This is a genomic window from Kluyvera ascorbata (assembly GCF_023195735.1).
Lineage (GTDB): Bacteria > Pseudomonadota > Gammaproteobacteria > Enterobacterales > Enterobacteriaceae > Kluyvera > Kluyvera ascorbata.
On sequence record NZ_CP096201.1, the window covers coordinates 3,780,762 to 3,806,293 of the forward strand.

Annotated in this window: 26 protein-coding genes and 1 other RNA gene; 12 read left to right on the plus strand and 15 right to left on the minus strand. The window is 56.5% G+C overall.

Annotated features, from left to right (window positions below; all coding sequences use genetic code 11):
- The first annotated feature begins 205 nt into the window (after positions 1-205).
- From MY052_RS18175 to MY052_RS18195, 5 genes are all read left to right on the plus strand, one after another.
- Complete coding sequence (locus MY052_RS18175) at positions 206-1,237, plus strand: isopenicillin N synthase family dioxygenase (protein WP_248537578.1); 1,032 nt, start codon at positions 206-208, stop codon at positions 1,235-1,237.
- Positions 1,238-1,262: 25 nt separating this feature from the next.
- Positions 1,263-2,069 carry a MetQ/NlpA family ABC transporter substrate-binding protein gene (locus MY052_RS18180; protein WP_035891873.1) on the plus strand — a complete coding sequence of 269 codons (807 nt, stop codon included), beginning with the start codon at positions 1,263-1,265 and terminating at the stop codon, positions 2,067-2,069.
- On the plus strand, positions 2,066-2,857 hold the full coding sequence (locus tag MY052_RS18185) for a methionine ABC transporter ATP-binding protein (RefSeq protein WP_248537579.1): 792 nt from the start codon (positions 2,066-2,068) through the stop codon (positions 2,855-2,857). The genes MY052_RS18180 and MY052_RS18185 overlap by 4 nt, the downstream gene beginning before the upstream one ends.
- Positions 2,854-3,513 carry a methionine ABC transporter permease gene (locus MY052_RS18190; RefSeq protein ID WP_167540398.1) on the plus strand — a complete coding sequence of 220 codons (660 nt, stop codon included), beginning with the start codon at positions 2,854-2,856 and terminating at the stop codon, positions 3,511-3,513. The genes MY052_RS18185 and MY052_RS18190 overlap by 4 nt, the downstream gene beginning before the upstream one ends.
- Before the next feature lie 95 nt (positions 3,514-3,608).
- The gene (locus tag MY052_RS18195) at positions 3,609-5,174 is read left to right on the plus strand and encodes an EAL domain-containing protein (RefSeq protein ID WP_248537580.1); all 1,566 of its coding nucleotides are present in this window, start codon (positions 3,609-3,611) and stop codon (positions 5,172-5,174) included.
- On the opposite strand, the gene MY052_RS18200 is transcribed toward MY052_RS18195, so the two are convergent.
- On the minus strand, positions 5,167-5,439 hold the full coding sequence (locus MY052_RS18200) for a metal-sensing transcriptional repressor (protein WP_115074562.1): 273 nt from the start codon (positions 5,437-5,439) through the stop codon (positions 5,167-5,169). The genes MY052_RS18195 and MY052_RS18200 overlap by 8 nt on opposite strands.
- Before the next feature lie 134 nt (positions 5,440-5,573).
- Between MY052_RS18200 and MY052_RS18205 the strand changes: the two genes are divergently transcribed.
- Entirely contained in the window at positions 5,574-6,422 is an 849-nt protein-coding gene (locus MY052_RS18205; RefSeq protein ID WP_248537581.1) for a nickel/cobalt efflux protein RcnA, read from the plus strand.
- A gap of 62 nt (positions 6,423-6,484) precedes the next feature.
- Here the strand turns inward: MY052_RS18205 and yczE are convergent, their stop codons facing one another.
- The gene (gene yczE, locus MY052_RS18210) at positions 6,485-7,081 is read right to left on the minus strand and encodes a membrane protein YczE (RefSeq protein WP_248537582.1); all 597 of its coding nucleotides are present in this window, start codon (positions 7,079-7,081) and stop codon (positions 6,485-6,487) included.
- An 89-nt stretch (positions 7,082-7,170) separates the two neighbouring features.
- Between yczE and yczR the strand changes: the two genes are divergently transcribed.
- Positions 7,171-8,595 (plus strand): MocR-like transcription factor YczR, encoded by a 1,425-nt coding sequence (gene yczR / locus MY052_RS18215; protein ID WP_248537583.1) that lies wholly within the window; start codon positions 7,171-7,173, stop codon positions 8,593-8,595.
- Between the two features lie 87 nt (positions 8,596-8,682).
- Here yczR and MY052_RS18220 read toward each other — a convergent pair whose 3' ends face one another.
- From MY052_RS18220 to ffs, 3 genes are all read right to left on the minus strand, one after another.
- Complete coding sequence (locus MY052_RS18220) at positions 8,683-8,898, minus strand: hypothetical protein (protein WP_035895186.1); 216 nt, start codon at positions 8,896-8,898, stop codon at positions 8,683-8,685.
- Positions 8,895-9,143 (minus strand): hypothetical protein, encoded by a 249-nt coding sequence (locus MY052_RS18225; protein WP_035895184.1) that lies wholly within the window; start codon positions 9,141-9,143, stop codon positions 8,895-8,897. The genes MY052_RS18220 and MY052_RS18225 overlap by 4 nt, the downstream gene beginning before the upstream one ends.
- A gap of 336 nt (positions 9,144-9,479) precedes the next feature.
- Positions 9,480-9,576: signal recognition particle sRNA small type (ffs, locus tag MY052_RS18230), an RNA gene on the minus strand.
- A gap of 165 nt (positions 9,577-9,741) precedes the next feature.
- Between ffs and MY052_RS18235 the strand changes: the two genes are divergently transcribed.
- Positions 9,742-10,053 carry an MGMT family protein gene (locus MY052_RS18235; protein WP_035895177.1) on the plus strand — a complete coding sequence of 104 codons (312 nt, stop codon included), beginning with the start codon at positions 9,742-9,744 and terminating at the stop codon, positions 10,051-10,053.
- A 94-nt stretch (positions 10,054-10,147) separates the two neighbouring features.
- Here the strand turns inward: MY052_RS18235 and MY052_RS18240 are convergent, their stop codons facing one another.
- Positions 10,148-10,648 carry a YbaY family lipoprotein gene (locus tag MY052_RS18240; RefSeq protein WP_035895175.1) on the minus strand — a complete coding sequence of 167 codons (501 nt, stop codon included), beginning with the start codon at positions 10,646-10,648 and terminating at the stop codon, positions 10,148-10,150.
- Between the two features lie 217 nt (positions 10,649-10,865).
- Between MY052_RS18240 and tesB the strand changes: the two genes are divergently transcribed.
- A complete protein-coding gene (gene tesB / locus MY052_RS18245) occupies positions 10,866-11,726 on the plus strand; it encodes an acyl-CoA thioesterase II (protein ID WP_123650019.1) in 861 nt (286 codons plus the stop codon).
- A 114-nt stretch (positions 11,727-11,840) separates the two neighbouring features.
- Here the strand turns inward: tesB and amtB are convergent, their stop codons facing one another.
- The 5 genes from amtB to MY052_RS18270 form a co-directional block, all read right to left on the minus strand.
- Entirely contained in the window at positions 11,841-13,127 is a 1,287-nt protein-coding gene (gene amtB, locus MY052_RS18250) for an ammonium transporter AmtB (protein WP_248538963.1), read from the minus strand.
- Positions 13,128-13,160: 33 nt separating this feature from the next.
- Positions 13,161-13,499: a P-II family nitrogen regulator gene (glnK, locus tag MY052_RS18255; protein ID WP_004858743.1), complete on the minus strand. Its 339-nt coding sequence runs from the start codon at positions 13,497-13,499 to the stop codon at positions 13,161-13,163.
- A 209-nt stretch (positions 13,500-13,708) separates the two neighbouring features.
- Positions 13,709-15,487: a SmdB family multidrug efflux ABC transporter permease/ATP-binding protein gene (locus tag MY052_RS18260; protein WP_248537584.1), complete on the minus strand. Its 1,779-nt coding sequence runs from the start codon at positions 15,485-15,487 to the stop codon at positions 13,709-13,711.
- Positions 15,480-17,255 (minus strand): SmdA family multidrug ABC transporter permease/ATP-binding protein, encoded by a 1,776-nt coding sequence (locus tag MY052_RS18265; protein WP_248537585.1) that lies wholly within the window; start codon positions 17,253-17,255, stop codon positions 15,480-15,482. Before MY052_RS18265 ends, MY052_RS18260 begins: the two co-directional genes overlap by 8 nt.
- Positions 17,256-17,342: 87 nt before the next feature.
- A complete protein-coding gene (locus MY052_RS18270) occupies positions 17,343-17,801 on the minus strand; it encodes an Lrp/AsnC family transcriptional regulator (RefSeq protein ID WP_035895169.1) in 459 nt (152 codons plus the stop codon).
- Between the two features lie 112 nt (positions 17,802-17,913).
- Here MY052_RS18270 and MY052_RS18275 point away from each other — a divergent pair, with 112 nt between their 5' ends.
- A complete protein-coding gene (locus MY052_RS18275) occupies positions 17,914-18,966 on the plus strand; it encodes a PLP-dependent cysteine synthase family protein (RefSeq protein WP_221181508.1) in 1,053 nt (350 codons plus the stop codon).
- Positions 18,967-19,010: 44 nt separating this feature from the next.
- Here MY052_RS18275 and cof read toward each other — a convergent pair whose 3' ends face one another.
- Positions 19,011-19,829, minus strand: a complete 819-nt coding sequence (gene cof, locus MY052_RS18280) for an HMP-PP phosphatase (RefSeq protein WP_123650016.1) — start codon at positions 19,827-19,829, stop codon at positions 19,011-19,013.
- A 99-nt stretch (positions 19,830-19,928) separates the two neighbouring features.
- Here cof and MY052_RS18285 point away from each other — a divergent pair, with 99 nt between their 5' ends.
- Complete coding sequence (locus tag MY052_RS18285) at positions 19,929-21,629, plus strand: SgrR family transcriptional regulator (protein WP_248537586.1); 1,701 nt, start codon at positions 19,929-19,931, stop codon at positions 21,627-21,629.
- A gap of 67 nt (positions 21,630-21,696) precedes the next feature.
- On the plus strand, positions 21,697-22,392 hold the full coding sequence (gene queC / locus MY052_RS18290; protein ID WP_035895165.1) for a 7-cyano-7-deazaguanine synthase QueC: 696 nt from the start codon (positions 21,697-21,699) through the stop codon (positions 22,390-22,392).
- 84 nt (positions 22,393-22,476) lie between these two features.
- On the opposite strand, the gene MY052_RS18295 is transcribed toward queC, so the two are convergent.
- From MY052_RS18295 to ppiD, 3 genes are all read right to left on the minus strand, one after another.
- On the minus strand, positions 22,477-22,875 hold the full coding sequence (locus MY052_RS18295; protein ID WP_035895164.1) for a YbgC/FadM family acyl-CoA thioesterase: 399 nt from the start codon (positions 22,873-22,875) through the stop codon (positions 22,477-22,479).
- A 110-nt stretch (positions 22,876-22,985) separates the two neighbouring features.
- Positions 22,986-23,363, minus strand: a complete 378-nt coding sequence (locus tag MY052_RS18300) for a helix-hairpin-helix domain-containing protein (protein ID WP_035895163.1) — start codon at positions 23,361-23,363, stop codon at positions 22,986-22,988.
- A gap of 148 nt (positions 23,364-23,511) precedes the next feature.
- Positions 23,512-25,386, minus strand: a complete 1,875-nt coding sequence (gene ppiD / locus MY052_RS18305; RefSeq protein ID WP_035895162.1) for a peptidylprolyl isomerase — start codon at positions 25,384-25,386, stop codon at positions 23,512-23,514.
- Between the last annotated feature and the right edge of the window lie 146 nt (positions 25,387-25,532).

The following is a 25,532-nucleotide window of genomic DNA, read 5'->3' on the forward strand; positions in this document are numbered from 1 at the left end:
CGCCGTGCGCTTTAGCTAATTTTCGCAAAAGCTCAGACCCCCACTCCGTCATAAATTAGAAAATAACGTTATTGGTCGCCCCTTCCGCCATCAGGCAGTCTGTCGTTATCAACCCGACGGAGATATCCCATGCAGCGCTGTTGTTGTCATCCCGCATTTGCACCACCTGAACATTACGGCATTCATCTGCAAAACGGAGTATTCAATGAGTCTGACCACCCTGCCCATCCTCAGCCTGGCGCACTACCACCAGCCGTCTGAGCGCGCTGAGTTTCTGCTGCAACTTCGCCACGCCGCCCGCGACGTCGGCTTTTTCTATCTCACCGATCACGGTATCAACGATGCCTTGCAGCAGTCGCTGCAGTCGGAATCGCGCCGCTTTTTCGCCCTGTCCGACGAACAAAAACAGCAGGTGGCGATGATTCATTCTCCGCACTTTCGCGGCTACAACCGCAGCGCGGCAGAGCTAACGCGCGGCCAGCCGGACTGGCGGGAACAGTTTGATATCGGTGCCGAACGTCAGGCCGTCTCACTGCGCGAGCACGACCCGCGCTGGCTTCAGCTTCAGGGGCCCAATCTCTGGCCTGAGGCGCTTCCCACCCTGCGTCCGGTGCTGTTGCAATGGCAACGGGCGATGACCGAGATGGCGATGACGCTGCTGCGCGCCTTTGCTGAAGCGCTCGAATTGCCCCCCGAGGCGTTTGACACCCTGTACGGCGAGAAGCCCAACGAACATATCAAGCTGATCCGTTATCCCGGCCAGCAGGAGACGCAAAGCAGCACACAAGGCGTTGGTGCGCATAAAGATTCCGGCTTCCTGAGTTTCCTGCTGCAAGATGAGCAGAAAGGGCTACAGGTAGAAGTCAGCGACGGCCACTGGATTGACGCCGAACCACTGCCTGGCAGCTTTGTGGTGAACATCGGTGAACTGCTGGAACTGGCAACTAATGGCTATCTGCGCGCCACCGTTCACCGCGTGATTTCACCGCCCGCGAACCAGCAGCGCCTCTCCATCGCCTTCTTCTTAGGGGCGCAACTGGACGCCGTGGTGCCGGTTTATTCCCTGCCCGAACCGCTGGCACGAGAAGCCAACGGCCCACAAAGCGATCCGCAGAATCCGCTGCTGCGAGATGTGGGTTGGAACTACCTGAAAGGCCGCCTGCGCTCCCACCCGGACGTGGCGGAGCGCTATTACCGTGACGTACTACGCGCACGCAGTGAACAGCTGATTGCCTGATAACCATTAAAATAAGGAACACACCATGAAACATGCCGCATTCAAACTGGCAGGGGTAGCACTGTCTCTTTCTCTGGCCTGGAGCGCATCCGCCGCGCCGCTGCGTATCGCCGCTGACCCGGTGCCGCACGCGGAGATCCTCAACTTTATTAAAAAGCAGGACCCGAAACTGGATCTGAAAATTGTCGAACTGACCAGCGGCGTTAACGCCAACGAACTGCTGGCCAACGGCGACGTGGATGCCAACTACTTCCAGCACGTGCCGTATCTGAAAGATCAGGAAAAAGCGCTGGGCAAAACGTTTGCCGTTGCCGCCACGGTGCACATCGAACCGCTGGGGATCTATTCGCACAAACATAAAGATCTGCAATCGCTGCCAGAAGGTGCAACCGTCGCGGTCCCGAATAACACCACCAACCTGAGCCGCGCGCTATTCCTGTTGCAAAGCAAAGGGTTGATTAAGCTCGATGCAAAATTTACCGACCCGGCAACCACTCTCGCGACACCGAAAGACATTGTGGAAAACCCGCATAAGCTGAAGATCCTTGAGGTGGAGTCCCCGCAGATCCCGCGTTCGCTGGACGACGTCGACCTGGCGGTGATCAACGGCAACTACGCGCTGGAAGCGGGACTGAACCCGGCCAAAGACTCACTGGGGCTGGAGAGTGCCACGCATAACCCCTACGCCAATATTCTGGTCACCACTCCGCAGCTGGCAAACGATCCGCGTATCAAACAGCTCGCCAAAGACCTGACTTCACCGCAGGTGGCCGAGTTTATTCGCCAGCACTACAACGGCTCGGTGATCCCGGTTAGCGCGCCGCAGTCATGATAGTCATTGAAGGGCTGAGCAAGCAGTATGCCGGAAGCGGCCACCCGGCACTCAACGACGTTTCGTTTACCGTCCCCAAAGGGGCCATTTACGGCATTCTTGGGCGGAGCGGCGCGGGTAAAAGCACCCTGATTCGTTGTTTGAACCTACTGGAGCGGCCCAGCGCGGGCCGCATTCTGTTCAACGGGGAAAATATCGTGCAGTACGATAAAGTGCGGCTTCGTGCCCATCGTCTGCGCACCGGCATGATTTTTCAGCACTTCAATCTGCTACACGCCAGAAGCGTTGCCGACAACGTCGCCGTACCGCTGGAAATCGCCGGTGTGCCAAAGGCGCAGCGCCAGCAGCGCGTGACGGAACTGCTCGCGCTGGTAGGGCTTGACGATAAAGCCAACGCCTTCCCTTCGCAGCTTTCCGGCGGACAAAAGCAGCGAGTGGGTATTGCCCGCGCGCTGGCGGCAGAGCCCGACGTGTTGCTGTGTGATGAAGCCACCAGCGCGCTGGATGCCGAAACCACCGCCAGCGTGCTGGCGCTGCTGGAGACAATAAACCGCCAGCTTGGGCTCACTATCGTGCTGATCACCCATCAGCTTGAAGTGGTCAAAAATCTGTGCGATCACGCGGCGCTGCTGGAAGGTGGAGAATTACAGGAAAGCGGGAAAATCGCCGACCTGCTGGCCTCACCCTGGTCACGTCTACGGGAAATTTTGCTGGGCGACGGCGATGAAGAACGCCGTTTTCTCGCTCGCCACGGCCTTGATGGGAGACACCTATGCATAGTCGCATGAGCTGGGAAGATTTATGGCCGCTGCTGGTCGACGGCACGCTGGATACCCTCTATATGGTTGGATTCGCGACGCTGTTTACCGTCTTAATCGGGCTGCCGCTGGGCGTACTGCTGTTTATCTCACGGCGTCAGGGCATTGTCCCCATGCCGCGCCTGAACGCGGTGCTGGGCGCAATCATTAACACCGGCCGCTCGCTGCCGTTCATCGTACTGCTGATTGCCCTTATCCCGTTCACCCGTCTGCTGGTCGGCACTACGCTTGGCAGCACGGCGGCAATTGTCCCCATTACCATCGGGGCATTTCCCTTCTTTGCACGGCTGACCGAAAGCGCGCTGGATGAGGTGGATTACGGGCGTATTGAAGCGGTGCTGTCGATGGGCGGCAACGCCTGGCACGTGGTGAGCAAAGCGCTGTTGCCTGAAGCGCTGCCAGCGCTGCTGGCCGGCACGACGCTGACCATTGTCATGCTGATTGGTTTCTCTTCCATGGCTGGCGTTATTGGCGGCGGCGGGCTGGGCGATTTAGCGATTCGCTATGGCTATCAGCGTTTTAACGATCAAATCATGGTGGGCACCGTGCTCATTCTGGTGCTGATGGTTCAGGGGGTACAGATGGGCGGCGACAGATTAGTTCGCGCGCTGGCGCACCGTCGCTAATTTGAGCTAATTCTGGTAAGGCATGAGATTTCACGTAATAAGCGTAGAAAATGTCGGGTATACTTACACGACTTGATCCCGGAAAAGGACCGGCAGTGACAACTCGACACCTGATCGGTCTGATAACCGGCGTGCTGATTATGGCGATACTCCTGCCTATTCTGCTGAGCATCTGGCTCGCCCAGCGCGAGGCGCATCGACAGTTTATCGATGAGCAGGAGACCTATGCTTCGCGCGTGCTTATGCGTACCGAGCAGGTCATGGACCAGGCCAAAGGGGCGCTGCAACAGATGGATGAGCTGAAAGCCCCCGGCTGTAGCCCCGAACATTTGCAGGAAATGCGCCGCCTCTCTTACTCCTGGCGTTATATTCAGGAAGTACTGTACCTCGACGGGCTAACCGCTAAATGCTCTTCACTTGAAAACAGCGGCGCACAGTTTACCTTCCCGCAACCTGACCGCATCACGCCTGGGGGCTACCGCGCCTGGTATACTGAGCGAAACGATCTCGGCATTCACCGCTATATGGCAGCCTTTGCCTCCGCTCGCCACATGGTGATCATCGACCCGGTCTCTTTTATCGATGTGATTCCGTTTAGCAATTCCAAAACCCAGGTTGCGCTGATTAGCACCCACAACAGCCGGGTGCTCGCCAGCAGCGCGCCGCTGGACCAGCAGGCCTGGCAGAAAATCCAGCTACAGCACCTGGAGACGCTAACCGAGAACAATATCGTTTATACGGTCCGTGAGTTTCCCGACCTGCAGCTGTCGATCATGACCTGGTCTTCCACCCTGCCGCTGTCAGAACGCCTGCACCACCAGCTCATGCTGTGGTTGCCGGTTGGTATACTGATAAGCCTGCTGGCAAGCTGGTTGATTGTCCAGGTGCTGCGCCGCCTGCAATCGCCGCGTCAGCGTATGCTCGACGCGCTGAACAATGCCGCCATCACCGTCTACTACCAGCCAATTGTGTCGCTAAAAGACGGCAAAGTGGTGGGATGTGAAGCGCTGGCGCGCTGGAAACAACCGGACGGCACCTATCTGTCACCGGAAATTTTTATCCCGCTTGCCGAAGAAACTGGGCTCATCACCAATCTGACGGAAAACGTCGCGAAGTCAGTGTTCCGCGACCTCGGTAAATGGCTGAGTCTGCACCCCGACCAGCACGTCTCCATCAACCTCTCCGTCGCCGATTTCCACTCGGTCGTCTTGCAAACGCTGCTACATCAACAGATGCGAGTCTGGAATGTCCAACCGCAACAAATTGCCCTTGAGCTCACCGAGCGCGGCTTTGCTGACCCCAAAACGACGCTCCCGGCGATAACCGCCTACCGCAAGGCCGGGCACGCCATCTATATCGACAACTTTGGCACCGGCTACTCCAGCCTGCGCTATTTGCAGGACCTTGAAGTCGATACCTTAAAACTCGATAAATCCTTCGTTGAGGCGCTCGAATACGCCCAGGTCACGCCATACATCATTGAGATGGCGAAAACCTTACAACTCAACGTGGTGGCGGAAGGGATCGAGAACACCTGCCAGGAGAAGTGGCTGCGCGAGCACGGCGTGCAGTTTGGGCAGGGCTGGCTTTACAGCAAGGCCCTACCGAAAGAGGAATTTATTCTCTGGGCGGAAAGCAACCTGCGGGCGCACGCTACTTAAGATAGGATTTGATCACCTGCATCACCACCTCGAGGTCAGCTTCACGCTGCACCTCTTCGGGCTCTTTGACCACGTGATCGGTCAGATGCCCCTGAATCACCTGCAGCATCATGCCGTTTACCGCGCCGCGAATCGCCGCCAGCTGCTGTAACACCTCCGCGCACTCGTGCTCACGGTTGAGCATTTTCTCAAGCGCAACGCTTTGCCCCTGAATTTTCTTCAGACGCGTCAATAACATCTTCTTGTGACGAACGGTATGTGACATGGCCGGGATCCTGTTCTTAACTCCTGCGCAAGCATACCACGCACGGCCCTGACTGCGTATTTTTATACTAGGGGGTAGTATTAAAGTACTGGGTGGGAGTATAGTCATTTCACTTTTCACAAGGATCTTCCGCGATGAACGACTTCACCACACTCTTACAACAGGGCAATGCCTGGTTCTTTATCCCCGGAGCCATTCTGCTGGGGGCGCTGCACGGCCTGGAGCCAGGCCATTCCAAAACCATGATGGCGGCGTTTATCGTGGCGATCCGCGGTACGCTAAAACAGGCAGTGCTGCTCGGGTTGGCGGCTACCCTGTCGCATACCGTGGTGGTCTGGGTCATTGCGATGGCCGGGATGTGGTTTGGCCGCGGCTGGGACGCCCAAACCGCAGAGCCGTGGTTCCAGTTGCTTTCCGGGATAATCGTTATTGTTATCGCGCTGTGGATGCTGTGGCGTACCTGGCGTGAATCACGCGGGGCGCACGATCATGACCACGAGCATGCGCACCACCGCCACGATCATCACCACGCTCATGATCACGATCATCACCACGGTCATGAGCATCATCATGACCACGATCATCACAATCTGGTTGATGCAGACTGGCAGGATGCCCACCAGCGCGCACACGCCGAAGAGATCAACCGCCGCTTCAAAGGCCAGGAAGTCACCACCGGGCAGATTGTGCTGTTTGGTCTTACTGGCGGGCTCATCCCTTGCCCTGCATCCATTACCATTCTGCTTATCTGCCTGCAGCTTAAACACGTAGCGCTGGGCGCGACGCTAGTGCTAAGTTTTAGCGTCGGGCTGGCGCTCACGCTGGTGGCCTCCGGCGCCATTGCCGCCATCGGTCTGAAGCATATGAGTAAACGCTGGAGCGGGTTCGGGGAGCTATCGAGAAAGGCGCCGTGGTTCTCCGGCGCGTTGATTATTCTGGTGGGACTTTACATGATGGGTCACGGCATCAGCGCACTGGTCTGATGCCGTGCATAGTACTCAGCGTAGCCGCCGGGCACCACGGCAGAAACATCATACAGACAAACTCAAGCAATTTGACGCTGCATCACGCGGGGAGTCTGGAACCATGGCAAGAAGAGCTGAATAAGCGGGCCAATGGCCAGCGCATACAGTACGGTCCCGACGCCAAACGTCCCGCCCAGCAGCATGCCGATGACCAACACGGAGAGTTCAATCGTCGTGCGAATGCGGCGAATGGGCCATCCGGTGCGGGCATGAATCCCGGTCATCAGACCATCACGCGGCCCCGCGCCAAAGCCTGCGCCAATATACATACCGGTCGCCATACCGTTCAGCACCACCGCCAGCAGCAGCAGCACACCGCGAACCCAGAGTGATTCCAACGGCGGCATCAGAGACAGCGTGGCGTCTGCCGCCAGCCCCAGCACAATGACGTTGCTGATGGTGCCAAGCCCCGGGCGCTGGCGCAGCGGTATCCACAGCAGCAGAACGGCAGCGCCGGTCAGAATCATCACGATGCCAATATCAAGAGACGTCAGCCCGGAAACGCCGAGGTGGAAAACGTTCCACGGATCGGCGCCAAGATTGGCACGGACATAAACGGCGGTCGATACTCCATAGAGCATTAACCCAAGGTAGAGCTGAATCAGTCGGCGTAGCATGGGCACCTCGGCCTATCGAAAGAGGCTTCCATCATCGGTAAAAATGGCATTATGATTAATGACCAGTTTTAAAAAAGTGGACTGCACCGATGCTTCGACGTTCCGCCACCCAATCTTTAGTTCGCCTGCTGGGCCACTGGCAGGACGGCCCTTCCCCGACCCCGCTCTGGCGACAGCTTACCGACGCGCTGCGGTTACTGATTCTGGACGGTCGGTTGCCGCTGGGCACGCGTCTACCAGGCGAGCGAGAATTTGCCAGCGCGCTGGGCGTCAGCCGCACCACCATTGCCAGCGCGCTCGGGCAACTGCGCGACGAAGGCTATGTGCAGAGTAAACAGGGCAGCGGTTCAACGGTGACGCTCAGTGCCGAAGGCTACCAGCGCGCACCGCGTATGCCGACATCGCCGACGCTGGATATGTCCACCGCCGCGCTAGCTGCGGGCGCGGAAATTCATCAGGCCTACAGTCATGCGCTGGCGGCCCTACCCGGCTATCTCAACAATACCGGCTATGATCAGCATGGATTGCCCGCCCTGCGTGAGGCCATTGCCCAGCGCTACTGCGCGCGCGGGCTGCCGACGCATGCCGATGAAATCATGCTGGTTAACGGTGCAGTCAGCGGGCTGGCGCTGATTCTGCGTTACCTTACGGGGCCTGGCGATCGGGTGGTGGTAGAAACACCAACCTACCCGCTGGCCATTTCCGCCATTGAAGGCGCGTCCTGTCGCCCGGTGGCTTTACCGATGCCTGACAAAGGCTGGGACACCGACGGTCTGGCAGCCATTATCGCCCAAACCGCACCGCGGCTGACGTATCTGATGCCCGATTTTCAAAACCCTACCGGGCAGTGCATGGACAGCGCGACGCGGCAAATCGTCGCAGACCTGTCGGCCCGGACCTGCACCACGCTCGTCGTCGACGAAACGATGGTAGATTTGTGGTACAACGCCCCACCGCCACCGCCGCTGGCGGCGTTTAATCACGATGCGCCGATCGTCACGGTGGGCTCAACCGGGAAAAGCTTCTGGGGTGGGCTGCGCCTGGGGTGGATCCGCGCGTCATCGCGCACCATCGCGGCCCTCATTCAGACCCGCGACACGCTCGATTTAGGCTCGCCGCTGCTGGAGCAGCTGGCCACCTGCTGGCTGCTGGAGAATGAACATCATCTGCTCCCTGAACGGCGGCGTCTGCTGACGGCGCGGCGCGATATGTGCGCGGCGCTCATGCGAGAATATTTTCCGCAGTGGAAATTTGTCCTGCCGGAAGGCGGGCTATCATTCTGGGTGGAACTGCCGGAAATGATGGCCACTCGGTTTGCCGCACGGGCAGAGGCCAGCGCGATTCATCTAGGGGTAGGAACGCGATTTGGTCTGGCAGGAAGTGGAGAGCGTAACTTACGCATTCCCTTTACGTTGGACGATGAAATCCTGCGTCGCGCTTTTTCGACATTACAGCCGATATGGGCAACGTTAGCAGGCCAGCATGGCGCAAACAAAATGCGGAAAATAATTTAACCGCGCGCAGGGGAAGACGTCCCCACTCACATAACCGGCCCGAAACTTTATATTCTTTAATGTAATAAAGCGCTGCTAAAGAATATATTAGTGCTGCGGAGGGATCGGAAAGCCTTTCAGGGAAATAACGAAAGATTCTCCCTCTTTTTTAATCTTAGCACCGGTATCGCACCAGTCTGAGGCAATACGAAAGAATTCATCGCTGCCAACATTCCAGTTGAGAAGAACATGCTTCACGTAGCCTGAACGTAACAGATCGCAGGCTTCACTATAGTTACACGCTATCGACGTTTGCTGTTTCATTTTCTCTTCTTCAGGATTTTACGTAATGCTTTGATTTCTTTAGGCGAGAATGGAGCAACATCTTCTTCCGTATGCTGGCTGTCGATGTCATCTTCACAAACGCCCGCCTCTTCTTCCGCTGCAAACCCAAGCAGCAGCAGTTTTTCCGCCGCAGCGCCTAAAGTCAGGCCATGGACCTCGGCAAAGTGGCGAAGTCTTTCTTTTACTGTTTCATCAATTTTTACGTTGAGCACTGCGACGGTCATGTGAACTCCTTCCGGTAAAGACGCGTCATCCATACACGGTTTGTGTTAACAAATTCCGTGGAACAACGCTGTCCAAAATGGTTTATGTATTATTTCTGTAATAACTAATACATGAAACCAACAGCACATTCCAGAAATATATTTATAACACAATGGGTAATATAAATACCCAATGTTAATTTAAAACCAATTTATGACACATAAATGACAGTATTATTACAAGAGGATGAATATTAATTGAATGCGGGAAGAAGAAAGCAGCGAATAACCACAATAAAAACAGGGATGAGTTTGGTCTGAACGGAGAGTTTTTGCGGAGGCGGAAATGGGTGGGGGCCCTGCCAGCTACATCCCGGCACACGCGTCATCTGCCCTGGCTGCTTCCTTCCGGACCTGACCTGGTGAACAGAGTAGCGTTGCGGGAGAACCAACAGGGCCCCCATTGAGAGCGTTGTTATCCAACGCGCTGGCGCATTATCACTGCTGAGGCAGTCAAATGCAAGCCATCCGCTACTGCCTGCTGGATTCTTGCGCAATCCGCCCTTCACAGGGTGCATAGAGCTGATTATGCTGAAGGTTCTGCCTTCAGGAACTTACTATGGACGATTTTGGCTCTTTCCCTCAGCGCGTATGGCAAATCGTAGCTTCCATCCCGGAAGGCTACGTTACCACTTACGGCGATATTGCCCGACTGGCAGGTTCACCCCGTGCCGCGCGCCAGGTAGGCGGCGTATTGAAACGACTGCCAGAAGGGTCCACGCTGCCGTGGCATCGCGTGGTGAACCGGCACGGCGTCATTTCACTGACCGGCCCGGATTTACAGCGCCAGCGTCAGGCGCTGCTCTCTGAAGGGGTGCAGGTTTCAGGAAGTGGACAGATTGATATGCAGAAGTATCGCTGGAACTACTAGCAATGTAGCCCGGCCGAGCGAAGCGACGTCGGGAAGCCCCAAGGGTCAGCAGCCGTGCTACAAAAAAATGCCCTCACATGGAGGGCATTTACGTTTAAGGAACCTGTACTGGAGAGGTGTCCTGAACCGGAACCGGCGTTTGCTGTACCGGCACCAACGTCAGGTCGACTTTGGTGCCGCCATGGTTGATAACCTCTTGCACGGTATCGGTGATAAAGACCAGCTTATCGTTGATGGTCACCGCTGCGCTCAACAGGATACGGGCATTTGGCTGGATCTCTGCCGGGTTATACGGCAGCACAAAGCTAAACGGTGCCTGTTTACCTTCGGTACGCGTCACTTTCTGCGACAGGACTTTCGATGGTGCGTCGGCCAGCGAGGCATCGGACAGGGTGACGGTCAGCACGGCATCCGGCGGCAGCGCCACTTTCTGGCGGATCCACACATTACCGGAAACGTTCGGTCCCTGAATGGCCTGAGTTGCTGCGGCTGCGCCTGGCGCAGATGTCTGATTCTGACTTTGCTGGTGCGTATTCGCACAGCCCGCCAGGGCCAGTGCAATCGCCAAACCGCTTAAGATCGGCACAAGTTTCATTAGCATTCTCCTTATTGCTCACTCAAATTGAGGCAAATTTCTCAATTGAGCGACAACGCTTTAACAAACGTAACCGCTTTAGTGTGGCATATCTTTCACATGTTTGCCTGCAAACGCCCCATTATTCAGATAATTGAACCCATCGGACCACTGGCGAAACTACGTTATAATGGAGATATTCACCTGCAGCTGTGACCGTAAAATATAGAGGGTATCAATGAGCCAAGCGCTTTCTAATCTGCTGACGTTGTTAAATCTGGAAAGAATTGAAGAAGGGCTGTTCCGCGGCCAGAGTGAAGACTTGGGTCTGCGTCAGGTCTTTGGCGGCCAGGTTGTCGGCCAGGCGCTGTATGCGGCAAAAGAGACCGTCCCTGCCGATCGCCTGGTGCACTCTTTCCACAGCTACTTCCTGCGTCCTGGCGACAGCCAGAAGCCTATCGTTTATGACGTTGAGGTGCTGCGCGATGGCAACAGCTTCAGCGCGCGCCGCGTGGCGGCTATCCAGAACGGTAAACCGATTTTCTATATGACCGCCTCCTTCCAGGCGCCAGAATCAGGCTACGAGCATCAGAAAACCATGCCAGTTGCCCCATCACCGGACGGCCTGCCTTCGGAAACCGATATCGCCCGCTCGCTGGCGCACCTGCTGCCGCCGCAGGCCAAAGAGAAGTTTCTCTGCGATAAGCCTCTGGAAATTCGCCCGGTTGAGTTCCATAACCCGCTAAAAGGCCATATCGCAGAACCGCGCCGCCAGGTGTGGATGCGCGCCAACGGTACCGTACCGGATTCACTGCATATTCATCAGTATCTGCTGGGCTACGCCTCAGACTTCAACTTCCTGCCGGTCGCGCTCCAGCCACACGGCGTAGGCTTCCTTGAGCCGGGTATGCAGGTTGCAACCATTGACCACTCAATGTGGTTCCACCGTCCGTTTAATATGAACGAATGGCTGCTCTACAGCGTCGAAAGTACCTCAGCCTCCAGCGCGCGCGGCTTTGTGCGCGGCGAGTTCTACACTCAGGACGGCGTGCTGGTGGCTTCGACGGTGCAGGAAGGCGTCATGCGCAACCGTAATTAATTCGGTTCATGTACAAAAAAGCCTCCCATTGGGAGGCTTTTTTGGCTTTGGAGATACCGCATCAAAGATGATATCCCCGGAGTCAGCATGTGCGCCTCGTCCGGGTTAGCGATATCAGGCGTTGTACGCATTCTCGCCGTGGCTGTTCACGTCCAGACCTTCGCGTTCCTGGTCTTCCGGTACGCGCAGACCGACGGTTAAATCCGCCACTTTGTAGCCGATGAAGGCCACTACGCCGGACCAGACGATAGTGATAGCGATGCTTTCAAGCTGTACCAGAACCTGATGGCTCATGGTCACGCCTTCCGCATAGCCCACGCCGCCAAGCGCCGTAGAAGCAAAGATACCGGTCAGGATACAGCCGATGATGCCACACACGCCGTGGACACCGAACACGTCGCATGGGTCATCCACGCGCAGCCAGCGTTTCAGGGAGGTGACGCCCCACAAACCAGCCAGACCGACCACGATACCCAGGATCAACGCACCGCCGACACCGATATAACCGCACGCTGGGGTGATACCGACCAGGCCCGCAATCGCACCGGAACATGCGCCCAACAGAGAAGGCTTACCGCGCAGCGCCCATTCGCCAAATACCCAGCCAAGAATAGCAGCAGCGGTAGCGACAACGGTGTTCACGAAGGCCAGACCGGCAATTTCGTTTGCCGCACTGGCGGAACCGGCGTTGAAGCCGAACCAGCCAAAGTAGAGGATTGCGGTACCGATAAACACCATCGGCAGGTTGTGCGGTTTAAACGCTTCTTTGCCAAAGCCCACGCGTTTGCCAATCAGGTATGCGCCGACCAGGCCTGCCACCGCCGCGTTAATATGCACCACCGTACCGCCCGCAAAGTCGAGCGCACCGTGGCTCGCCAGCAGACCGCCGCCCCAAACCATGTGGGCAATCGGCACGTAGGAGAGGGTCAGCCAAATGACTACGAAAATCAGCACCGCGGAGAAGCGAATACGCTCCGCCAGCGCGCCCACAATCAGGCCCACGGTGATACAGGCGAAGGAGCCCTGGAACGCCACGTGGATATACTGATAGAACGAGCCCATCAGATCGGTGATCTTGATATTTTTCAGCATGATCCAGTCGAAGCTGCCGAAGAAGCTGCCGCCGGTACCGAAAGCCAGTGAGTAGCCGTAAACGACCCACAGTACGCAAACAACGGCGAAGGTCACCGCTACCTGCGTCAGCATAGAGAGTACGTTTTTACCGCGGATCAGGCCGCCGTAGAACAGCGCAATCCCCGGGATGGTCATAAACAGCACCAGCGCGGTACACAGCATCATAAAGGCGTTATCGGCTTTATCCACCACCGCCGGTGCCGCCATTGCCAGACCCGGCAACAGCGCCAGCGCGCTCAACCCCGTTTTTACCATTGTTTTTTTCATCATCTCGATCCCTATCACTGTGCTGGCTGGGAATTACAGCGCCGCTTCGTCGGCTTCGCCGGTACGAATACGGATTACGCGCTGCAGTTCAGCGACAAAAATCTTACCGTCGCCAATTTTTCCGGTGTAAGCGGCTTTGCTAATCACATCGACGACTTCATCAAGCTGATCGTCGGCGATAGCCACATCAATTTTCACTTTCGGCAGGAAGTTGACGCTGTACTCCGCACCGCGGTAAAGCTCTGCATGACCTTTCTGACGACCGAAGCCTTTCACTTCTGTCACCGTTAAGCCCTGAATGCCAATGGAAGACAGCGCTTCGCGAACGTCTTCAAGTTTGAATGGTTTGATTACCACGGTAACCAGCTTCATAGATCCCCTCCAGTCAGAATTCGGTAATGGCTGCGAACACGTAATAGATAAAGCAAGGGCCATGCCAGAAATGAAAACGGCGCTGCTTTATGGAGAAAATCAGGGTTTACCGTGGCGAAATCGAGGGAGCAAAAAGAAAAACGCACCATGCGAGTGCATGATGCGTGTCACAACGGCAATCTGTTAGAAAAATGCCTGACGGTGGTGCATCAGGCGGTTACCGCATCGTCCTGCGCGCTGGCAGCCAGCTCTTCTCCGGCCAACTGCAGCTGATACATCTGCCAGTATCGGCCTTTGGCTTCAAGCAGTTGCTGGTGATTGCCCTGCTCAACGGCCTGGCCACGGTGAAGCACCATAATAGTATCTGCCTCCACAATGGTCGACAGACGGTGGGCAATCACCACCAGCGTCGTGTGCTGGCGTACACCAGCCAGCGCGTGCTGTATGGCGCGCTCGGTGCCGGAGTCAATATTGGCTGTCGCCTCATCAAGGATCAGCACCTGCGGGGTTTCCACCAGCACGCGGGCCAGCGCCAGCAGCTGCTTCTGCCCAACAGACAGATTGTTACCCTGCTCGCCCAGATGCGTATAGATACCGTCGCTCATGCCTCGCGCCAGCTCCGCCAACTGCACCGTTTCCAATACCTGCCAGACCTGCGCCTCGCTGATATCGCGCCCCAGCGTGACGTTCGCGAAGAAAGAGTCAGCCAGCACGACGGGATCCTGCTGCACCACGGCGATGCCCTGCCGCAGCACCTGATGACTCAGGCTCTGAAGCGGGCGGCCGCCAAGGCGGATTTCACCGGAATCAGGCGGGTAGTAGCCCATCAACAGGCTGGCGAGCGTACTCTTGCCGCTGCCGGTGTGTCCCACCAGCGCCACAAAGCTTCGCGCCGGAATCGACAGCGAAATGTTTTGCAGCACCAGCTTGTCGTCGCGATAGGCAAAGGAGACATCATCAATGTCGATATCCCCGCGCTCCAGCGGTGCAAGATCGTGCCCGTACTGCTGACGCGGGCGATCCATCAGTTCAAAGACGCGCTCGCCAGCCACCACCGCCTGTTGCAGCATCGACTGCTGGGTTGTCAGTTCAATCAGCGGCTCGTTAAGGCGGCCCAGATAGCTAATAAAGGCATACAGCACCCCCACTTCAATGGTTCCCTGCGCGCTAAAGCCAAACAGCATCAACAGGCCACAGAGCACCAGCGTGGAGAACAGGCTCAGTAGTGGGCGCAGTAAGAAACCGTCCAGACGCAGCGTCTGCATACGCGCCAGATAGTGCGAGCGGCTCACTTCACCGATACGTTCGCCAAAACGTACCTGCTGGCGGAACTGCTGAATAACGCTCATGCCGTTGATGACTTCGTTGAAGCCATCGTTGATATCCGCCAGATAGGCGCGAACACGGCGCACAATCGGCGTGCTGTAGCGCTGATAAATCACCATCACGATCATCACCGCCGGGAAGATAGCCATCGCCACCAGCGCCATGCGCCAGTCAAGGCTAAACATCGCTACCAGCATCGCGCCGATAAGCGCAGCGCTGCGCAGCACTGTCGCCACCACCGTGACGTACAGGTCGCGGATCACTTCCGTATCGTTAGTCACGCGGGAGATAAGCTGGCCGACCGGTTGGGTGTCAAACTCGCTCAGCGGCTGGCGCAGCGCGGCGTCCATCACGTCGCTACGCAGCTGCTGTACCACGCCGACCGCTGCGCGGTTAAACAGCAGCGACTGACTGTAGTGCAGCGAGGCGGCCAGCAATTGCAGGCCAACATAGGCCGCAGCCAGCCCGGCAACCGTTCCCAATGGCAGAATATTCTTCGCCACCATATTGTCGATAAAATAACTTATCAGCAGCGGCCCGCTCACCTCGGCGGCCGCGGCAATCCATAGCATCACCACCGCAATCGATAGCGGTTTACGCCACGGCGAGCCGTAGGCCAGCAGCCGCTTCAGGGTAGGCCACAGTTGCCCGAAACTACGCATCTGTCACCTCCGATTTGTCTTCTTCCGGCACGTCATTCAGCGCGGCCTCAAGCTGTTGATAACGGTGCATATCGCGATACCAGCCCTGCTCCGCTGCCAGCCGTTCATGTCGACCGCGCTGGGCGATATGCCCATGCTGCATCACAATAATTTCACTGGCATCCGATAGCGCCGAAAGACGATGAGCGCTAATGATGACCGTGCGCCCCTCTCCCCACTGACGCAGGTTATGCAGAATCTGGTGTTCCGTGCGGCCATCGACCGCCGATAGCGCGTCGTCGAGTATCAATATTTCCGCCTCCAGCAGCAGCGCGCGCGCAATGGAGATACGCTGTTTCTGCCCTCCGGAGAGCATCACACCGCGCTCGCCCACTTCAGTATCGTAACCCTGCGGCAAACGCAGAATATCTTCATGCACGTAGGCCAGACGCGCCGCATGCTCAATCTCTTCCTGCGTAGCGCTCGGGTTGCCCAGCGCAATATTGCTAGCCACCGTGTCAGAAAAGAGGAACGGCGTCTGGCTCACCACCGCCAGGCGGCTACGCCAGGCATCGAGCTGCAATTGGCGCAGAGGAATATCATGGAAGCGGATTTCACCTTCATCCACGTCAAAATGGCGCTGGATAAGCGACAGAATGGTCGATTTTCCCGAGCCCGTCGGCCCGCAGATACCGAGCATATGGCCCGGTTTCAGGGTCACGTTGACGTGACAGAGCGTTGGTTTGTCGGTTTGCGGATAGCTAAAGCGTTCAATCGCCAGCTCCAGCGTTCCGCGCCCTTCTGGCACTGCCTGAGTGCCGTCATCCACTACCGGAGCTTCCGCCAGCAGCGTGCGAATACGGCTATAGGCGGCGCTGCCACGCTCAACGATATTGAACATCCAGGCCAGCGCGAGCATAGGCCAAATCATCAGGCCAAGGTACATCATAAAGCTGGTGAGCTCACCGAGCGTGAGTTCGCCCTGCATCACCATCCAGCTGCCACCTGCAATTGCCAGCAGGTTTGCCATGCCGATGGCGATATAGATAGTGGGGTCAAAGCGTGCGTCGATACGCGCCACGCGCATGTTCTTCACACCGGTGTCAGCCGCATCGGCGGCAAACTGTGCGGACTGTCTGTCCTCCAGACCGAACGCTTTGATCATGCGAATGCTGGTCAGGCTTTCCTGGGTACGATCGTTAAGGCTAGAAAACGCCGCCTGCGCCACTTTGAACCGTTCGTGCAGAAGGTTGCCATAGCGATGGATAACCAGCGCCATAATCGGCATTGGCACCAGCGCCAGCAGGGTCAGCTGCCAGCTTAACTGTGTGGACATCACGATCAATACCGCACAGCCCATCACCAGTGAGTCCACCAGCGTCAGCACCCCTTCCCCGGCGGCAAACACCACCCGGTCGACATCATTGGTGGCGCGGGCCATCAGGTCGCCGGTACGGTGACGCAGGTAAAACTCCGGATGCTGGCGACTAAGCTGGCGATAGAAATCTTCACGCAGTTCAACGGCGAGCTGATAGGAAGCGCCAAACAGCAGCACGCGCCAGACGTAGCGCAGCAGATAGACCACCACGGCAATCAGTACCATGGTGCCAATCCACATCATCACCTTCCCGGCGCTGAAGTGGTGTTGTGTCACGCCATCCACCACAATCCCCACCACTTTAGGTGGAATAAGCTGCAGTATGGCGATGATAATCAGCAGGGAAACCGCGCCGAGATAGCGTCGCCATTCCCGGCGGAAGTACCAACTTAATTGAGCAAATAATCGCACGCGATAAAATCCTGAACGTCGATTCTCTTCGTCCTGTGCTGCCGCCCTGGCAGCCTGAAGGGCAAAGAGAAAATCCCAGAGAAAGTGTTATTCGATGGGGAGAGCTGTGGTGTATTTAATCTGTTCCATCGCAAAGCTTGAGGTGACATCCGACAGTCCGGGGACGCGGTTCACCAGGCTTTTATAAAAATCATCGTAGCGTTTCATGTCCGCCACCTGGACGCGCATCAGGTAATCATACTCCCCGGCCATGCGCCAGAAGCCCAGAACTTCGGGCATTTGCGTCACTTCGCTCACAAAAAGGCTGTACCAATCGCTGCTGTGGTGCTGGGTCTTTATCAGCACAAATGCCGTTAACCCAAGCCCAAGCTTTTCGGCATCCAATAGCGCGACGCGTCCAAGCAACACACCGTCGTCTTCCAGGCGTTTTAGCCGTTTCCAGCACGGTGTGGTGGTCAGATTAACGGCATCCGCGAGTGCCTGCAAAGAGAGCGTGCAGTCATTTTGTAGTAGGGCCAGGAGCTTTCGGTCAATTTTATCTAACATTTCGGCCTCCGGGAGAAAATTTTTCTATCTTAATTCTATTTTAAAGGTCAGATGGCAACAAATTTTTCTGCACTTTTCGCTAAGCTGGGCACAAAATGACAAACGGAAAAGAATGATGAATAGCAACTGGGTCAAACACGCCATCAGCGAAATTAACGCCGACTACCAACGCAGCGCCGACACGCATTTAATCCGCCTGGCGCTGCCCGCCTTTCCCGGCATTCAGCTCTATTTGAAAGATGAAAGCACGCATCCGACCGGCAGCCTCAAGCACCGTCTGGCGCGCTCGCTGTTCCTTTACGGCCTGTGCAACGGCTGGATCAAAGAAGGCACCACCATTATTGAGTCGTCGTCCGGCTCAACGGCGGTTTCCGAAGCCTACTTCGCGCGCCTGCTTGGCCTGCCGTTTATTGCGGTAATGCCGTCCTGCACGGCGAAACGCAAGGTTGAGCAGATTGAGTTTTACGGCGGCCGCTGCCACTTTGTGGAGAGCGCGTGTGAAATTTACGCCGCTTCCGAAACGCTGGCCCGCGAGCTGAACGGTCATTATATGGATCAGTTCACCTACGCTGAGCGCGCCACCGACTGGCGCGGCAACAACAATATTGCCGACAGTATTTTCCGTCAGATGTCCCACGAGCCCAATCCGGTACCGGCGTGGGTGGTGATGAGCGCGGGCACTGGCGGCACATCTGCCACCATTGGCCGCTACATTCGCTGTCAGGGCTATGAAACACAGCTGATGGTCGTGGACCCGGAAAACTCGGTGTTTATGGACTACTGGCAGCACCGCGACGTGAATCTTCGCGGCAGCGTCGGCAGCAAAATTGAAGGTATTGGTCGCCCGCGCGTCGAGCCGTCGTTTATCCCTGACGTGGTCGACAGCATGCTGCGCGTACCGGATGCCGCAAGCGTTGCCACCGCACAGTGGCTGGAGACGCAGCTTGGCCGTAAGGTTGGCGCTTCTACCGGGACGAATATGTGGGGCGCGCTGCAATTAGCCGCACAGATGCGCGACGAAGGAAAAACCGGCTCCATCGTGACGCTGCTGTGCGACAGCGGTGAACGCTACCTGGATACCTACTACAACGCTGAGTGGGTGGCGAATAACATCGGCGACACTGCGCCGTGGCAGCAGGCTATCAACACCCTGCTCGGGAAATAAAAAAAGCCAGGCATCAAATGAGCCTGGCTTGCTGGAAGGTCTCTCTATTCGGGGGAATAAGGAAGATTAGGTGTATCCAGCCAATGAGCTAAATAGTGAGAAACCGCCTGATTTTTGCAGTTTCCAATAATCGGCAGATGGGGAAGCGCCGCTTTGAGCTGCCCCATCGCATTACCCATGATCACGCCACGCCCGACGAGCCCCAGCATTTCACGGTCATTCATTGCATCGCCAAAAGCCATGCACTCGTCCATGCCCACGCCCAGATGGCGGCTCAGCACGGACAGAGCCGCGCCTTTGTTACTGCCAAGCGGCAGGACCTCCAGACAGTCAACGGCGGAGAAGCAGATATCGGCCCGCTTATCGAACGCTTCGACGAGCTGAATTCGCAGGCGGCAAAGATCGTCGTGATCCCCACAGAAACAGATCTTCGTCACCTGATGCGCCGGCATCATACGAAGATCACGAAGCTGATAGCGGAATCCGCTATAAACATGCGCTTTTAACATTTCCGGTATTTCCTGCCCGGTAAACCAGCCGCCGTCGTTAAAGACATGGACGCTGGCCTGCGTATCCCAACGCGTGTGCAGCACCTCTTCCGCTACGTCCGGAGAGAGATCGCTACGGTGCAGCACTTCCCCCTGCTGGGTGTGAATACGCGTACCGTTGCCGGTAATCAGGAAGGCATTCAGCGACAGCTTCTCCACCAGCGGGCGCATTTCCAGCACGTGGCGACCGGTGGCAAAGGTCAGCGTGATGTTCCGCTCGCGCAGGCGCTTTAGCACCGCCACGGTTCTCTCGCCTAAGCGATGGTCTGGCATCAAAAGGGTGCCATCCATATCAAATGCTGCCAGTCTTGCCATCTTTTATCCCGCCTGTGATCGCTCTCTCTTGCCACTTAGTATCTGCTGGGATATACGGAAGTAATACTGAATAGTTGATATTTATTGTTCCGGGTTTCTATGCGCCAGTTAAATCGTTTAAATCAGTTCCAGCGTCTGTGGCTGCCGTCGCAGGGAGAAGATCAACAGGTCACCATCTCCGAGCTGGCTGCCCGCTGTTTTTGCAGCGAGCGCCACGTACGCACCTTGCTGCGTCAGGCACAAGAGGCAGGCTGGCTGAGCTGGCAGGCGCAGTCCGGGCGCGGCAAGCGCGGGCTGTTGCAGTTCCATACCGCGCCGGAAACGCTACGTAATGAAATGATGGAAACGGCGCTGAACCGCGGCGAGCAGCACAACGCGCTGGAGCTGGCGCAGATTGCCCCGGTTGAGCTACGGGCGCTGCTGCATCCGTTTCTCGGCGGCCAGTGGCAAAACAATACGCCGACGCTGCGTATTCCCTATTACCGACCGCTTGAGCCGCTGCACCCCGGTTTTCTGGCCGGACGCGCGGAACAGCACCTTGCCGGGCAGGTCTACTCCGGGCTGACCCGCTTCAACCACGAAGCCTCACAGCCGCAGGGCGACCTGGCACATCACTGGTCCGTGTCTGACGACGGACTATGCTGGCAGTTCTATATTCGCTCGACCCTGCATTGGCACAACGGCGATGCCGTTGAGACCGAGCAGCTTCGCCGACGATTATTGATGCTGTTGGAATTGCCTGAACTGGCGAAGCTCTTTTCCAGCGTGAAAGCGATTACGCAAACGCACCCACAGTGCCTGACTTTCACGCTCCATCACCCGGACTATTGGCTGCCGCATCGACTGGCGAGCTACTGTAGCGTGCTGGCGCACCCGGATAAACCGTCACAGGGAACCGGTCCATTTATGCTGAAAATTTTTGAGCCGGAGCTGGTACGCATTGAGAGCCACCATCAATACCACCATAGCCACCCATTGCTACAAGCCATTGAATACTGGATTACACCGCAGCTTTTCGAGCAGGGGCTCGGCACCAGCTGTCAGCATCCGGTGCAAATCGCTATCGGAAAACCTGAAGAGCTTGGCGAACTTCGCCTGGTGAGCCACAGCATCAGCCTTGGATTCTGCTATCTGGCACTGCGCCAGAGTCCACGACTGAGCGCCGCCCAGGCGCAGCGGGTGATTGCGCTGATTCACCGCTCTGGCCTGCTGCAAAGCCTGCCGCTGGGAGAAAATCTGATTACCCCAAGCGAAGAGATGCTGCCTGGCTGGGATATCCCCCTGCCGAAAGAAGCGCCCGACGTTGCTCTGCCAGCCCATCTGACGCTTATCTATCATCTACCGGTGGAACTGCACACCATGGCCGAAGAGCTCAAAACCGCGCTGGCTCGTCTTGGCTGCGAGCTCACGGTGATTTTTTATGATGCTAAAAGCTGGACCGGCTGCCCGGACCTGCCGCAGGCAGATTTGTTTATGGGCGACCGCCTGATTGGCGAGATGCCGGAATACGCGCTGGAGCAGTGGCTTCGCTGCGATGCGCTGTGGCCCGCGCTGTTTACCGCGTCACAGTCCCATCGCGTTCACCAGGCGCTGGATGAAGCACAATCGCTGCCGGATGATACTCAACGTATCGCCGCGCTGAAGACGATTTTTACCCGACTGATGAGTGAAGCCATGCTGACGCCGCTGTTTAACTATCAGTATCAGGTCAGCGCACCGCCAGGGGTTAACGGCATTCGCCTTAACGCGCGCGGCTGGTTTGACTTTTCCGCCGCCTGGCTGCCGCCGACCACGCGGTGAAGAAGCTGGTCGCCACGCCCCGCAGGCGTTACCATAGCGGCTTTTAGAGTCACAGACAGGAAAAGCCATGAAACGTGCCGTTGTCGTCTTTAGCGGTGGACAAGATTCCACAACATGCCTGGTGCAGGCGCTGCATCAATATGATGAAGTTCACTGCGTCACGTTTGATTATGGCCAGCGTCATCGTGCTGAAATTGACGTTGCCCGCGAACTGGCGCTGACGCTGGGCGCTCGCGCGCATAAAGTTCTGGACGTCACCCTGCTCAATGAACTGGCGGTCAGCAGCCTGACTCGCGACAGTATTCCCGTGCCAGACTACGAACCGGATGCCGACGGCATTCCAAATACCTTTGTACCGGGACGCAATATTCTGTTCCTGACGCTGGCAGCTATTTATGCCTATCAGGTGAAGGCGGAAGCCGTCATCACCGGCGTATGCGAGACCGACTTCTCCGGTTATCCGGACTGTCGCGATGAGTTCGTGAAGGCGCTGAACCATGCGGTCAGCCTGGGCATGGCGAAAGATATTCGCTTTGAAACGCCGCTGATGTGGCTCGACAAAGCCCAGACCTGGGCGCTGGCGGACTACTGGGACAAACTTGAACTGGTACGCACCGAGACGCTCACCTGCTACAACGGCATCAAAGGCAATGGTTGCGGCCACTGCGCGGCCTGTAATCTGCGCGCCAACGGGCTGAATCATTATCTGGCAGATAAGCCAGGAGTGATGGCAGCGATGAAGCAGAAGACCGGGCTGAAATAGATCTGACATCATTCCCGGGGTCGCTTGCGCTCGCCCGGGCTACCGTCCCGGGCCAGGCGTTTATGCCGCCCCGGGACAAGCACATTACTCAACCATCGCTTCCAGATGCTCCCGCAACTCCCCTTCCAGCGCCAGCGCCTTCTGCGTTTTCAGGTCAATGCAGACAAAGGTAATCAGCGCGTCGGCAACTACCTGCCCTTCAGGCTCCAGCGTTACCACCTGACTTAACACACCGCTTTTGCCGTTCAGTTGTTGCACCTTGCTGGTCACCGTCAGCAGATCGCCCAGTACCGCCGGGCGACGATAGTTAATATTGATGTTCACCACCACAAAGGCAATGTGGTGCGCACTCATCCACTGAAACCCCGCGCTGCTCTCCAGCCCATCCCAGCGGGCCTCTTCGAGAAACTCCAGATAGCGAGCATTATTAACGTGCTGATATACGTCCAGGTGATAACCGCGAACTTTGATTTGTGTCTGCATAGCGCCATAGCCTTATTATTTTGTTTTATACATAGAGTCAGAGGTCACACCACTGGTATGACCTCTTTAGTCTGGCAAATTTTCAGACGAGTGCAAACACCTTGTGCAAATTAAAGCGTGAGGTGGGCCAGATTACGCTCAACGAGCGAGCTGCCCATACCCGGAACCTGCTTGAGATCGTCCACCGTTTTGAACGGGCCGTACTCTTCACGGTAGCTGACGATAGCCTGCGCTTTTTTCAAACCCACGCCGTTCATCGCCTGTGCCAGCGCTTCGGCCGAAGCCGTATTGATGCTAACCCTGGTGCCTCCATCATCCACCGTTTTACCGGCAGGCACGGCTTTCGTCTGCTCTGCGGTATCTGCGTTGGCTTTCACCTGCGTTGCCTGCGTTTTTGCAGCCGCGGGTTGTGCCGCCTGAACGCTAAAGCTCATTCCCACACACGCCAATACTGCCGCCATAACAGACATTTTGATTCCACGTTTCATGTTGATTTCTCCTTATTGATTGATAGCGAAAGCACCATAACGGTTAGCGCGCAACGGTTCAAAAGGCAGATTTCAAATGTGGAAAAGGCCGCGAAAGCGGCCTTTGATTTGTTCATCGCATTACAAAATTATGCGAAGCGAATTCCGATTATTGCTGCTGGTCGATGATATCGCCGAGCTTAATCTTCGCGGATTTACGCAGGTTGTTCATCATCGCTTCGAAGGCGATTTGCGCGTTGTTCTGGGTAATGCCCTGAACCATCGCTTTCTTCTGCGCTTCCGGCATTTCGCCCGCTTTCACTTCGTCCAGCGCCAACAGAACCACGTTGCCCTGCATATCGTTACCGATACCGTAGCTTGGTTTGTCTTTCTGCGGCAGCGGCAGCGCGAAGGCAGCCTGGCTCAGTGGATCCTGACCGGCACGGCTCAGGGTTTTGCTGGCGCTAAAGGTCAGACCCGCCGCTTTCATCGCATCGTCGCCCTTACCGTCTTTCAGCGCCACCAGCAGTTTTTCAGCATCCAGTTTGGCCTGCTGTTCTGCTTTGTTGTGCTTAACGATGTCGGTCACCTGTGCTTTCACTTCGGCCAGCGGTTTCACCGCTTCAGCTTTGTGCTCGCTCACGCGAATAACGAAGGCGCGGTCACCGTCAACGGTGATGATATCTGAGTTGCTGCCCGGCATGCCGTTCTCACCAACCAGACCACCGTTAAAGATTGCGTCGGACACCGGCTTGAAGTTCAGCTCTGCTGGCAGGCTGTTACGGTCAAACCAACCGGTCTCAACCGCTTTCACGCCAGCCGCCTGCTCTGCACCCGCCAGAGAGTCGTTGTCGTTGCTCGCCGCATCGCTCACCTTCTGCTGCAGGGCGTAGTAAGCGTCGAGAGATTTTTCCTGTTTAACTTTGTCAGCAATTTGGCTACGTACATCCGCCAGCGGTTTCACCACCGGAGCCTGAACGTCATCCAGACGCGCGACCAGGAAGCCCACGGAAGATTTGATAACGCCTGACAGCTGGCCTTTCTCTTTCAGACCGGCATTTTTCAGTTCGTCAGGTGTGGTAGACGCTTCCAGCCAGCCCATATCACCGCCGTTACGCGCGGAGATAATGTCGGCAGATTTCTCTTTCGCCAGCGTGGCAAAATCAGCGCCTTTGTTCAGTGCATCCAGAACCGCTTTCGCATCGGCTTCAGTTTTGGTCTGAATCACGCTGTAGCGATCACGCTGCGGCTGAGTGAACTGATCCTGATGCTGATCGTAGTAGGACTGGATTTCGTCGTCAGAGACGGGTTCGCTCATGGAAGTTGCGTCCAGCTTGATATAGCTCACGCGAAACTGTTCCGGCGCGACAAACTGGTTTTTGTTCTGCTCGTAGTAGCTTGCAACTTCCTGGTCAGAAACCTGCTGCTTCGCCGCCAGCGCGCTCACGTCGATAGTGGCTTCGCGAACCAGACGCTGCTGAGCAACCAGTTCGGCCAGTTGATCGGTTTCACCTGGCAGCATGAAGTCAGTACCCGCGACGGCGTTAATCAGCTGCTGAGTGGTCAGCTGGTTACGCAGTGCTTGCGCGTATTGATCGGCCGTCATCCCCATCTGATTCACCAGCGCGTTGTAGCGGGTGTTATCAAATTTGCCGTCGGTCTGGAACGCAGGAGTCGCGAAAATCGCTTTACGCACCTGCTCATCGCTGATGCCAAGGCCTAATGTCTTCGAATACTGGTCGAGCAGCGATTCGTCAATCAGGCGGTTCAGCACCTGCTGGCGCATAGATTTGATGTAGTTTTCGTTGGCTGCCAGCTCTGAGTACTGGTCGCCAAGCTGCTGCTGCATGCGGTTACGCTCGCTAGCAACGGCATTTTCAAACTGGGCGCGGCCAATTTCCTGGCCATTCACTTTCGCGGCAAAATTATTGTTACCGCCGATCAGGTAACCACTCACGCCGGTCAAAATGAACGACACGATAATGAGACCGAAAATGACTTTGATCACGACGCTGTTGGCTGCCGTGCGTAAATTGTCCATCATGGTGTAACAACACTCCGCTGTAGGTGACAAATACCTCGTGCAGCATAGCACGTGTGGCCGCTATTTTGACAAGAAACCGGGGTGCTTGTCAGCATGACACCGAATATAAACGCTTAAAAGTACACAATAAGCCATAAAAAAAGGCA